Source organism: Alphaproteobacteria bacterium (genome assembly GCA_040905865.1).
In the GTDB taxonomy this organism is placed as follows: domain Bacteria; phylum Pseudomonadota; class Alphaproteobacteria; order UBA8366.
In genome coordinates, this window is the sequence record JBBDQU010000007.1 from 1 (window position 1) to 11,867 (window position 11,867).

The 11,867-nt window shown below is 65.8% G+C and carries 11 protein-coding genes and 1 tRNA gene; 6 read left to right on the forward strand and 6 right to left on the reverse strand.

Annotation, left to right across the window (positions count from 1 at the left end; translation table 11 throughout):
- Nucleotides 1–458: 458 nt before the first annotated feature.
- Nucleotides 459–547: transfer RNA gene (locus tag WD767_02245), tRNA-Ser, on the reverse strand.
- Nucleotides 548–753: 206 nt separating this feature from the next.
- On the opposite strand from WD767_02245, the gene WD767_02250 reads away from it, so the two are divergent.
- Nucleotides 754–2,406 carry a thiamine pyrophosphate-dependent enzyme gene (locus WD767_02250; GenBank protein MEX2614893.1) on the forward strand — a complete coding sequence of 551 codons (1,653 nt, stop codon included), beginning with the start codon at nt 754–756 and terminating at the stop codon, nt 2,404–2,406.
- A 113-nt stretch (nt 2,407–2,519) separates the two neighbouring features.
- On the opposite strand, the gene WD767_02255 is transcribed toward WD767_02250, so the two are convergent.
- A complete protein-coding gene (locus WD767_02255; protein ID MEX2614894.1) occupies nt 2,520–3,215 on the reverse strand; it encodes a glutathione binding-like protein in 696 nt (231 codons plus the stop codon).
- 87 nt (nt 3,216–3,302) lie between these two features.
- Between WD767_02255 and WD767_02260 the strand changes: the two genes are divergently transcribed.
- Genes WD767_02260 through WD767_02270 form a run of 3 tightly spaced genes read left to right on the forward strand, consistent with a single transcriptional unit; the run spans nt 3,303 to nt 5,815 of the window.
- The gene (locus WD767_02260; GenBank protein MEX2614895.1) at nt 3,303–4,235 is read left to right on the forward strand and encodes an ABC transporter substrate-binding protein; all 933 of its coding nucleotides are present in this window, start codon (nt 3,303–3,305) and stop codon (nt 4,233–4,235) included.
- A 31-nt stretch (nt 4,236–4,266) separates the two neighbouring features.
- Complete coding sequence (locus WD767_02265) at nt 4,267–5,034, forward strand: enoyl-CoA hydratase/isomerase family protein (protein ID MEX2614896.1); 768 nt, start codon at nt 4,267–4,269, stop codon at nt 5,032–5,034.
- Nucleotides 5,035–5,038: 4 nt separating this feature from the next.
- Complete coding sequence (locus tag WD767_02270) at nt 5,039–5,815, forward strand: SDR family NAD(P)-dependent oxidoreductase (GenBank protein MEX2614897.1); 777 nt, start codon at nt 5,039–5,041, stop codon at nt 5,813–5,815.
- Here the strand turns inward: WD767_02270 and WD767_02275 are convergent.
- Nucleotides 5,812–6,732, reverse strand: a complete 921-nt coding sequence (locus tag WD767_02275; GenBank protein MEX2614898.1) for an allantoinase PuuE — start codon at nt 6,730–6,732, stop codon at nt 5,812–5,814. The genes WD767_02270 and WD767_02275 overlap by 4 nt on opposite strands.
- A gap of 63 nt (nt 6,733–6,795) precedes the next feature.
- Entirely contained in the window at nt 6,796–8,184 is a 1,389-nt protein-coding gene (locus WD767_02280; protein ID MEX2614899.1) for a CoA transferase, read from the reverse strand.
- A 404-nt stretch (nt 8,185–8,588) separates the two neighbouring features.
- Between WD767_02280 and WD767_02285 the strand changes: the two genes are divergently transcribed.
- Nucleotides 8,589–8,909, forward strand: coding sequence for a cytochrome c (locus WD767_02285; GenBank protein MEX2614900.1), 321 nt, complete (start codon nt 8,589–8,591; stop codon nt 8,907–8,909).
- A 125-nt stretch (nt 8,910–9,034) separates the two neighbouring features.
- Nucleotides 9,035–9,688: a YceI family protein gene (locus WD767_02290; protein MEX2614901.1), complete on the forward strand. Its 654-nt coding sequence runs from the start codon at nt 9,035–9,037 to the stop codon at nt 9,686–9,688.
- Between the two features lie 27 nt (nt 9,689–9,715).
- Here the strand turns inward: WD767_02290 and WD767_02295 are convergent, their stop codons facing one another.
- Together WD767_02295 and WD767_02300 are read right to left on the reverse strand one after the other, a co-directional pair.
- Nucleotides 9,716–10,609: a hypothetical protein gene (locus WD767_02295; protein MEX2614902.1), complete on the reverse strand. Its 894-nt coding sequence runs from the start codon at nt 10,607–10,609 to the stop codon at nt 9,716–9,718.
- A gap of 128 nt (nt 10,610–10,737) precedes the next feature.
- Complete coding sequence (locus WD767_02300) at nt 10,738–11,550, reverse strand: polyphosphate kinase (GenBank protein MEX2614903.1); 813 nt, start codon at nt 11,548–11,550, stop codon at nt 10,738–10,740.
- Between the last annotated feature and the right edge of the window lie 317 nt (nt 11,551–11,867).

Consider the following 11,867-nt stretch of genomic DNA (forward strand, 5'->3'; position numbering starts at 1 on the left):
AGAAGCACGATCAAATCGTCACCCGCAAGAGCGGTCAGACCGGACGGCTACGATTAAGCCGCGATAGACGTCCCTGCTCTGATCGTTGCAGTCCACCCAAGCGCGACCCATCATGTCAGCAAATGTAAAACCGGCCTCCCTTCAGCTTTACAGGCTTGACCGCTTCCGGTGGTTCGATGCCATGCAGCTCTCCGGCGAGACAAACCGCATCATCCACTTGCCGTGACCTTTATCCCTACCAGGATGGAGTCGCAGCCCCGAAACCGTGCCATCGGCTATCGGCTTGTCCCCTGGCTGGATGTTTCGTGCCTTTAAATCCGATAGATTTGCCATTTCAGCCCCACACATAGACCCACATAAAGATTGAGATTGTATGAGACGGCATAAGTCAAATATGCCTTTCGTACAACATGTTATGAGTTATTGGAGGTTGAATACGGCTGAAAATAAAGGGCCAATGGCGGAGGGAGAGGGACTCGAACCCTCGCAACGCTGTTACACGTTGACGGATTAGCAATCCGCTGCATTACCGCTCTGCCATCCCTCCATCGGCGTTGGCCGCTAGTTCCTAACGACGCTTCGAAACACTGTCAACGACTCTGCGTCGTTTCGCGCAAGATCGCGGGAAGCGCGCCCGGCGCGGCGTGAAAAAGGGGGGGGTCGCATCGGCCGGGCCGATTGGTATAGTCTGGCCACCGGCACGGCAGCGCCCGTCGCCGCTAGTGACAATCAGGAAAACGGGAATCCCAGAGCATGAAAGACGGCACGATGAACGGTGGTGAAGTAATCGTAGCGACCCTGTTGTCGCGGGAGATAGACACGGTATTCTTCGTGCCGGGCGGCACCTATGTGACCGTCCTGGAGGCGCTGAGCCGCGTGCAGAACAAGATCCGGTCGATCCCGACCCGGCTGGAATCCTCTGCCGCCTTCGCCTGCGACGCCTATGCCGGGATCGCCCGCAAGCCCGCCTGCATGTTCGTGTCCCGCGCGCCCGGCGCGTCCAACGCGGTGATCGGCGTCCATACGGCGATGCAGGCCTCGCGCCCCTTCGTCCTGTTCATCGCCGATATCCCCAAGGCGCAGAAGGGCCGCGAGGCGTTCCAGGAAATCGAATACAAGCTGATGTTCGAGCCGGTCGCCAAGGCCGTGCTGGAGGTCAATTCCTATGACGAGGTGGCCAAAGTCACCGCCCGCGCCATCGACCTGTCGGTCAGCGGCCGCCCCGGCCCCGTGGTCTGCGTCGTCTCGAAGGATCTGCTCGACGGTACGACCGGCAACCCGGCCATCCCGAAACCCGCCCCGGCGGTCCGCATGGGTCCGGAGAGCGGCGCGGTCGCCGAGGCCGCGACACTGATCCGGGCCGCGAAACACCCGATCATCCTGGCCGGGGAGATGATCCCCGCCGAAGGCGAAACCGAAGCCCTGGAAGCCTTCGCCGACGCCACCGGCGCCGGGGTGATCGTCGCCTACCGCCAGCAGGACATCATCGACAACGAACACCCGTCCTATTTCGGGCAGCTTACCCTGAACCGGCTGCCGTTCCAGAAGGAAGCGCTGGAATCCTGCGACCTGATCGTCAATATCGGCTGCCGCCTCGACAGCGTGACCACGGCGGAATACGGCATGTTCCGCGACGACCAGAAGATGATCATGGCCTATCCCGACGCCTCGACCTTTTCGCAGTGGCAGGTGGACGTGGCCATCGGGTCCCATGCCGGCCCGGCGATGCGCGCGCTGACCGGGGCGCTGGAATCGTCCGCGCCGCCGGCCGCCCGGCTGGCCTGGCGCGACGATATCCACGGCAAGGAAGTCGCCTATGCCCAGCCGGGCGAGATCGAGATCCAGGGCGATGTGGACATGTCGGCGGTCATCACCACCTTCATGGAGCTTGCGCCGAAAGACGCCATCCATTCCGCGGATGCCGGCACCTTCGGGCGCTGGCTGCACCGCTACTACCGGTTCCGCCAGCCCTACTGCAACCTGGGCCCGGTTTCCGGCGCGATGGGTTACGGCGTGCCCGGCGCCATCGGGGCGCAGGTCGCGGCGCCCGACCGCATGGTGTTTTCCTGGGTCGGCGATGGCGGGTTCCTGATGACCGGCCAGGAAGCGGCCGCGATCGTGCAGGAAAACCTGCCGGTCAAGATCATCGTCTGCGACAATTCCGCCTGGGGTTCGATCCTGGTGCACCAGCAGAAACGCTTCGGCGACTGGGATTTCGGCACCAGGCTGAAAAGCCCCGACTTCACCATGCTCGGCAAGGGCTACGGCATGGAGTCCTTCACCGTGCGCAAGACATCGGAATTCGCCGGCGCGCTGAAGGGCGCGATGGCGCATGACGGGCCGGCGCTGATCCATATCCTGCTGGACCTGCGCGACGTGTCGCCCTATTCGGGCAGCGCGCGGTAGAGCAAATCCCGAGCAGACGGAATCGTCTGCGACGACGCATTTGCGGAAAAAATAATAATGCTGTGGCGCGTCCCGGAGCGTCAGCGACACGTATGCGCCACAGCAAGGCTCCGTCAGCGCTTCTCGTACTGCTTTCCGCCGAACAGGGTTTCCCACGCTTCCCTGCTGTGGGCGCCCTGGCGGCGGTTTTCCTTCAGCACCTTCAGGCCGCGCTGCACCGCCGGGCGGTCATACATGGCGTTGAACCAGCGCTTCAGGTTGGGCGTGGCGTCCAGGTCCTGGCCCTGCGCCTTCCAGGGCCGCAGCCAGGGGAAGGTCGCCATGTCGGCGATGGAATAGTCGTCCCCGGCCAGCCATTCCGCCTCGCCCAGCCGCCGGTCGATGACGCCGTACAGCCGCGTCGCCTCGCTGGTGTAGCGGGCGATCGCGTATTCGATCTTCTCCGGCGCGTAGTCGCGGAAGTGATGCGCCTGCCCCAGCATCGGCCCGACGCCGCCCATCTGGAACATCAGCCACTGGATCACCCGGTAGCGGCCGGCGGTGTCCTGCGGCATGAATTTGCCGGTCTTTTCCGCCAGGTACATCAGCATCGCCCCCGATTCGAACACCGGATAGGGCCTGCCCTCCGGCCCGTCCGTATCGATCATCGCCGGCATCTTGTTGTTCGGGCTGATCTTCAGGAAATCGGGCGCGAACTGTTCGCCGGCGCCGATATCGATGCCGTGGACATTGTACGCAAGGCCGCATTCCTCCAGCATGATATGGACCTTGTGGCCGTTCGGCGTCGGCCATGTGTACAATTCGATCATGTGTCCCGCCCCTTGCGAAGATATCCGGCAGGCTCCTAGATAAGCGGCGGCGATGGACACGGCAAGAATGAAAGGGATCCCGGCCCCATGACGATCACCCTCTTTGAAAATTTCCGCGCGGTTTTCTACCTGCCGTTCTACGCCACTCACGCGCTGGGCGCGTATGCGGCGGAAGGCGTCGATGTGCGGCTCGAAACCTCCCCCAGCCCCGAGGCGTCCGCGACATCGCTGCTGAACCACGACACCGATGTGTCCTGGGGCGGGCCGATGCGGGTGCTGCTGACCCATGACCGGCTGCCCGATTGCGGGCTGGTGGGATTCTGCGAGGTCGTCACCAGGGATCCGTTCTTCATCATCGGCCGCGAGGCCCGGCCCGGTTTCGACCTGCGGAACCTGCGCGACATGCGGATCGGCACGGTCAGCGAGGTGCCGACGCCCTGGCTGTGCCTGCAGGACGACCTGCGCCGCCTCGACCTCGACCCGGATTCGCTCGACCGGGTCGCTGACCGGAGCATGGCGGAAAACGAGGCCGCGCTGCGCGACGGTTCGCTCGACGCGATCCAGGTCTTCCAGCCCTATGCGGAGCACCTGATCCGCGACGGCGCCGGGCATATCCTCCATGCGGCGGCGAATCGCGGGTCGTGCTCCTACACGACGCTGTACACGACCTGGCATACGCTGGAAACCAGGCGCGATTCGCTGCTGGCCATGACCCGGGCGATCTACCGCATGCAGAAATGGCTGCACGGGCAGCCGGATGCGGTCGTCGCGGAAACCGTCGCGTCGTATTTCCCCGGCCTGGAGCGGCCGGTGCTGGAAGCCATCATCGCGCGCTACCGGGCGCTGGGAATCTGGGGCAGGAACCCGATCCTGCCCCGGGGCGGGTTCGAGCGGCTGAAGGCATCCTGCCTGTCGGGCGGCCTGATTTCCCGGGGCGCGGACTATGCGGAATGCGTCGATACCAGCCTGGCGGAGCAGGTCGTCCGGGAGGACCCGGCGGCGATGGCGGGACCGTCGTAATTCCGGTAACCTGCCGGAAAAAGGGGGCAGCATGTACGAAACCATCGAACTGGACCGGCGCGGGATCATTACGATCCTGACGATCAACCGGCCGGACGTGCTCAACGCCGTCAACCGGACGGTGCGCGAGGAATGCATCGACGCCCTGCGGGCCTTCAATGCCGACCCGGACCAGCGCGGCATCGTCCTGACCGGCGCCGGCGACCGGGCGTTTTCCGCCGGTCAGGACCTGCAGGAAGCGTCCCGGCACGGGCCCGGCGATGTGGATGCGGCGGTCGATCTGGGCCGGCGGTTCTTCGAGGCCATCCGCGCCCTCGACAAGCCCTGCGTCGCGGCGATCAACGGGATCGCGGCGGGGGCCGGCTTCCAGGCGGCGCTGCTGTGCGACATGCGGGTCGGCCATCCGGGCGTGCGGATGGGCCAGCCGGAAATCAACGCCGGCCTGCCCAGCGTCATCGGCACGCGGATCATGAACCTGTCGCTCGGCCATATGCTGACGGTCGAACTCTCGCTGACCGGCCGGCTGGTCGAAGCCGGAGAGGCCCAGCGCCTCGGCATGCTCAATGTCGTGGTGCCGGCGGAGCAGGTCCTGCCGCGCGCCATCGCCCTGGCCGGGGAACTCGCCGCCAAGCCGCCGACCGCGTTCCGGCTGACCAAGCTGGCCTTCCGGGAAGCCACGCGGGAGGTGTTCAACGACGCGCTGAAGACCGGCGCGCGGCTGCAGAAGATCGCCTATGCCAGCGGCGAGCCGCAGGCGGCGATGACCGCCTTCCTCAACAAGCGAAAACAGAAGGACTGACCCCATGACCGATTTCCTGAACCTGGGCCGGCTGGACGGCCGGGTCGCCATTGTCACCGGCGGCGGCAACGGGCTCGGCCGAGCGACCTCGCGCGCCCTGGCGCAGGCGGGCGCCATCGTCGCCGTGACCGATATCGACGGCGAGGCCGCCGGTACGGTCGCCGACGAGATTTCCGGCGACAACGCCCGTTCGGAAGCCCATGTCCTGGACATCACCGACGACAAACAGGTCGACGAGGTCGTCGACCGCATCTTCGAGGCGCATGGCCGCATCGACATCCTGATCGCCAATGCCGGGATCGCCATCCGCCAGCCGACCATCGAAATGGCCACGCCGGTCTGGAAACAGGTCATGGACGTGAACCTGAACGGCCATTTCTACTGCGCCCGCGCCGTCGGCCGCCATATGGTGCCCGCGCGCAGCGGCGCCGTGGTGATGCTGGCCTCGATCATGGGGTTGACCGGCGGCGGCAGGTTCCCCAACCCGGCCTATCACGCGACCAAGGGCGCCATCGTCAACCTGGTGCGCTCGCTGGGCGTGGAATGGGCGCCGCTGGGCATCCGGGTCAACGCCGTCGCGCCGACCTATGTGCAGACGCCGCTGACGGAAAAGATGCTGCAGGACAACGAAACCAAAGCCTATATCCTGGACAACACGCCGATGCACCGGCTGGCGACGCCGGATGAAATCGCGGCGGCGATCCTGTTCCTGGCGGGCGATTCCGCCAGCATGATTACCGGGCACACGCTGCCGGTCGATGGCGGCTGGGTGGCGCGCTAGTTTTCAGCCGGGTGGCGGTCCCGCCAGTGCTGCGCGATATCGGCCCGGCGGCATACCCAGACATCGTCGAACCCGGCGATATGGTCGAGCAGCCGCTGCAACCCCGCCGCGCGGCCCGGATGGCCGACGATCCGGTTATGCAACCCGATCGACATCATCTTCGGCGCGACCGCCCCTTCCCGGTACAGCATGTCGAAGGCGTCCCGGATGAAGGTGAAATAATCGTCGCCGGTCGCCAGGAACCCGCGCATGAATTTCACGTCATTGTTGGTCAGCGTATACGGCACGACCAGATGCGGCCTGCGTCCGGATGACGTTTCGACCGTCGTCCAGTACGGCAACTCGTCGTTATAGGCGTCGGAGTCATATGTGAAGCCGCCTTCCTCGACGAGCAGCCGCCGTGTATTGACGCTCGGCGCGTAGCGGCAATACCAGCCCAGCGGTCGCGCGCCTATCGTCCGGCGCAGCGATTCCACCGCGCGGCGGATATGCTCGCGCTCGGTTTCCTCGTCCAGGTTATACTGTTCGACCCAGCGCCAGCCGTGGCTGCACACGTCATGCCCCGCCGCCCGGATCGCCGCCGCCGCCGCCGGATTGCGCTCCAGCGCCAGCGCGCAGCCGAACACGGTCAGCGGCATGTCATGTTCTGCGAACAGCCGCATCAGCCGCCAGAACCCCACCCGGCTGCCATATTCGAACATCGATTCCGCGCCCAGGTTGCGCATGCCCGCCGGGAACGGCGTCGCGGCTTCGGTCAGGCCCGATTCGCTGTAATCCTCGCCGTCGAAGATCGAGGCCTCGGAGCCTTCTTCGTAATTCATGACGAAATTGACCGCCAGCCGGGCGCCGCCGGGCCATTCGGGATCGGGCGGGTTCGCCCCGTAGCCGATCACGTCACGCGGATAATCCGAAGCCATGTGTCACCTCCCCCGCGCCGGTCGCGCCGGACGCGAAAAATTTATCCCGGCGCGCCGGCGCCCTCAATCGGGCCAGACCGGCCGATGGGTCGTCAGCGGCACCGGCGGCCGCGCCCAGAAGGGCGGCGTCTCCGACAGGGTCACCGCCGGCGCCAGATGCCGGATCGTGCCGAACGCGCTTTCGGTTTCCATCGTCAGGTCCATGACGTCCTCCAGGCCTGGGTCCGGCAGGTGGCGGGCATCCGCGCCAAGCCGTCCCAGCCGTTTGATCCAGTGCGCCGTCTGGGCCAGCGACACCCGCACATGGTAACTTCCGCCCTCGACGGCGCGGCGGCGCAGCGCCTCCATGACGCCATACGCGCCCAGATACCCGGTCACGTAATCCAGCACCTGCGCCGGCAGGTGCTGCGGCGCGCCGTCGCCGCCCTCGCTGTGTTCATGCACGATCCCGCTGCAGCACTGCACGATGCTGTCGAAGCCCCGCTTGCCGCGCCAGGGACCCGCATGGCTGAAGGCGCAGAGCGACAGGCAGACGATGCCGGGCCGCAGTTCGGCCAGCGCCTCGGGCGAAAATCCGCGGCCGGCGATGGCGCCGGGGCGGTATCCCTGGGAGAACACATCGGACTTCGCGACCAGGCGGCGCATCGTTTCCTTGCCGGATTCCGAGGCGATATCGATTTCAGCGGCATATTTCCCGTAACCGGTATCGACCACCAGCGCCTCGTTGAAGGCAAGGCCCGGCCCGCTGATCCGCATGACGTCGGCGCCGTGCTCGGCCAGGGTGCGGCCGCACATCGGCCCCGCGATGACCCGCGTCACATCGACGACGCGGATACCCGCCAGTGGCCGCGCCCCTTCCGGCAGCGGCTCCGGGGCGCTGTCGCCGATCCGGACGATGTCGAACAGGGGCAACTCGTCGATGGCCGCCGATTGCGGATGCGCCGCCCATTCCGCCGGCGCGCGCACCATCCCGGCGATGGAATCCGCTTCGGTCACGGCGGTCTCCAGCGCCAACCCGTCCCATTTCGCCACCGCGGCGGCGACCGATTCCTTTGTCATCTCCGCGCCCAGCAGGGCGACGGTCCGGTCGCGGTGATGCGGGTAGTTACAGTGCAGTTGCACCCACCGTCCGTCGCCGCACCGGTAAATCCCGGACACCGGGTCCGCCGCATGCATCTTCCGGCCGTCCCGGTACAGAAACCGGTCGCTGCGCATCGCCATCGCCGCCCGCCGCACATCGATCGCCACCTCCTGCCGCCGCCCGGTCCGAAGCTCCCACAGGTTGGCCGCCGCGAGCCCGGTCGCCGAAATCACCGCCGCGCCGGCCGTGCCGATGAGGAAGTTGCTCGCCAGCACCGGATCGGCCCCGGTTATCCGGACCCGGTCGCGCGACGCGGGCCCCTGCCCCGCGAGGGATAGAATATGGTTCAGTGCTGCGTAGGGTGTGGACATGGCCTGCGGGGTTCCTTCTGCCGAGGGACGAAAGACGGGCGGGACGATCCGATCATACCGCGCCGCGACAGGGAACAGAAGCGCCCGGGAGCCCACCTGTCCTTCCGCACCCCCACCTGTCATCCCGCACTTGATGCGGGATCCATCGCGCTGCCGCGCCACCCTTGCCAAGACGGCCGCCGCGCGTCCGGCCACGCCCTTGCGGGCATGGCTGGATCCCGGCGCGGCGGCCGGGATGACAGGTTGCGCGGGTTGTATGGACGCTCTGAAGACGGACGCCATTAATGGATCGCCACCGCCCGGTCCGAAGCGCCCGCACGCCCGATCATGGCAGCCGTGTGTACCTTTCATGCAAAACAATCTGCTAGGATGCGGCAGGTATTTTCACGGGAACAGGACGCCAGATGCACAGAACGCTCATCGCCGCAACGGCATTCTTGCTGATGCCGGCCTTCGCGGACGCCGCCCGGGCGAACGGCGACGAGGCCGATTCCGGCCACTTGCTGGCGAATCAGTTCTGCGCGCAGTGCCATGCCGTCGAATCGACCGGCGACAGCCCCCTGAAGGCCGCGCCGCCTTTTCGCACGCTGTCCGAAAAATATCCGCCGGAACACCTGGCGGAAGCACTGGCCGAAGGCATCATGGTCGGCCATGAGGCGATGCCCGAATTCCAGATGACGCCGGAACAGATCGACAGTTTCATCGCCTATCTGCGCAGCCTGTAACGGCGCATCCGCGGTTCCACACCCGGCACGGCCCGATTGTCACGCCTGTGTGAATGCCGATGGGACCGGTCGCCGGGCTGTGCTATTCCTGTATCGGGGCACAGACAAGAAGCGGAGACACCACAATGAACGCAACAATCGGACACCGGAGCCACGCGCGGAAACCAGGCCGCATCGCGGGAGCCGTCATTGCGGCGGGCCTCGCCACGGCGCTGCTGGCCGCCGGCGACGCCACTGCGGAGCCCAGGAAATATGTCATCGACCCCGAGCATCTTTCCATCGGCTTCCTGGTCGATCATGCGGGTTACGGCGATGTCCTGGGCATGTTCCGCAAGGGGGCAGGCGAGATCACCTATGACGAGGAAACCAGAACCCTCAGCGCCGCCACCGTGACGATTGACACCGAGAGCGTCTTCACCAATCACGAAAAGCGCGACGAACACCTGCGCAGCCCGGATTTCCTCAATACCGGGGAGTTTCCGGAAATGACCTTCACCCTGACCAACGCCAGCGCCACGGGCGACAATACCGGCACGGTCGAGGGCGAACTGGAACTGCTGGGCCGCAAACATCCCGTCACGCTGGAGGTGACCCTGAACAAGGCGGCCGAATATCCCTTTGGCGGCGGGCTGTTCGGGTCCAAGCCCTATGCGCTGGGAATTTCGGCGCGCGGGTCGTTCAATCGCAGCACCTTCGGCATGACCTATGGCGTGGAGCAGGGCTGGGTCGGCGACGAGGTCGAATTGATCATCGAATTCGAAGCCGTCCGGCAGGAATAGATCGGTTCAGGGTATGCCGGGTCCGGCTCAGTAGCCGCCCGGCATGCCGTCCAGCAGGAACGCCACCGCCACCGCCAGCACCGCCAGCACGAAGGGCGGCGCGGAGGCCAGTATCCGGTACCCTTTCTCCGGCGTCGCCATCGGCCGGCAAAACGGCAGCAGGTCCGTCACGAAACAGAGTGACAGCAGCAGCAGCGCCGCCGACGTGACCGATGTGAACAACGCCGCCTGCATCGCCAGGGCGGTGACCACGGCGCCGAGGCCGAGCACCAGCCCGGCGCCGATTCGGGCCCGCTGCCGGCCCAGGTTCCAGATCGCGGCGCCCGCGCCGACCGCCGCCGCCGCAAAGGCCAGCAGGCCCAGCGACGCCGCGCTGCCCAGAATGCAGATTCCGCCGAGGCCGAACGCCGCCGCGATCAGCTGCGCCAGCCGCCCGTCCCGCATGCTGTTTTCCGGGCGCGACAGCCGGCCGTCGCGCCCGTTGCGCTCCGGTCTGGCGATCCGCGCCAGAACCGCCAGCGCCAGGATCGTCACGACGATGACGGCGGCCCATTCCATCGCCCCGCGCGCCGGGTCCGAAACCAGGCGCATGATGTGCGGCAAGGCGATCCAGACGATCGCGGCCGCCGGCAGCGCGACCGTCCAGCGCAGGGCCCGCACCGCATTGCCCGCCACGTCCAGCAGGAAACCGGCGAACAGCCCGGCCAGCGCGACATAGGCGAGCTTCTGCGTCGCGGTGCGCGGCATGGCATCCGGCCAGCCCACGAGCATGACATAGGCCGCGAAGAACCCGAGAAGACCGCCGGCGCTCAGCACGTGCATCGCGGCATCCTGCCGTCCCAGCGTGCGCGATAGCACCACGGCGAGAACCGAAATTCCCATTGGAATGGCCACCGCGATTATGGCGGGATGGTCCAGCATGTCGTCGTCTCCCCTTCGTGACGTTTCAGATGCTTCTGCGGTCTAGCATACTCCGCCATCCCGCGGGAGTATCCCCGCGACGCCGGTCGCGCGGCGCGCGGCAGGTTGTTCGGACCGGCAGCGCCCGCTCAGATGTCGAAATACCGGCGCGCCGCCGCCAGGGTCTGTTCGTCGAGCGGCCGTGGCGCCAGGTCGACACCCGCCGACAGCCGCTTGCAGATACGCGAAATGATTTCGATACGCGAATATTTCTTGTCATTCGACGGCACCACATACCAGGGCGCATGTTTCGTCGACGTCCGCGCCAGCATCTCCTCGATGGCGGCTTCATACGCGTCCCATTTTTCGCGGTTGCGGAAATCCTCGTATTGCAGCTTCCAGCGTTTCAGCGGATCCTTGAGCCGCTTCTCGAAACGCCGAAGCTGTTCGTCCGGCGTGATATGCAGGAAGAACTTGATCACCCGGGTGCCGTCATCGGTCAGCATCCGCTCGAATTCGTTGATTTCGCGGTAGGCGCGCTTCCACTCCGCCGGCGTGGCGAATTCCTCCACCCGTTCGACCATCACCCTGCCATACCAGGACCGGTCGAAGATCGAAATCACCCCGTTCGGCGGCAGCCGCTCCCAGAACCGGGAGAGATAATGCCGTTCCTTGTAATATTCGCGCGGCGAGGCGATGGGCCAGACCTTGATGCTGCGCGGGTCCATCGCCGTGGAGATACGGCGGATGGCGCCGCCCTTGCCGGCGGCATCCCAGCCTTCGAGCACGACGACCGCCGCGTCCGCCGAACCGATATAGGCCTGCTGGATCGCGCGCAGCCTGTCGTGCAGGGCATCGAGCCTGCGGAAATACTCCTTCGGCTCGATTTTCCTGTCCATATCCAGCGACTTCAGAACAGCGCCGCGACGCTTGGCGCTGCCCGGTTTTTGCTGCATTTCCATCGCCCGCTCCCGCTCCCGAAACCAGTTTCATTCGCCGTTGACCGCGCCGCCACACTGCATCTTGTCTATTGGAGCGACTCAGGCCATATTACCGGCATAGTTTCAACAACCGAAAGGAGGTGATCCAGTGTCTCATTGTCATACAGGGCCTACGGTCGCAATGACCTGGATTGTCGCCACCGGGAGAACTTCATCCTGATGCGCGTCATCCGGTCCGTGCATTAGGGCCGAGGTCAGACAATGGAAAGGCCGTCCCCCGGGGCGGCCTCAGACCGCTGACAAACCCCTCGCCTTTGGTGAGGGGTTTGTGATTCAAT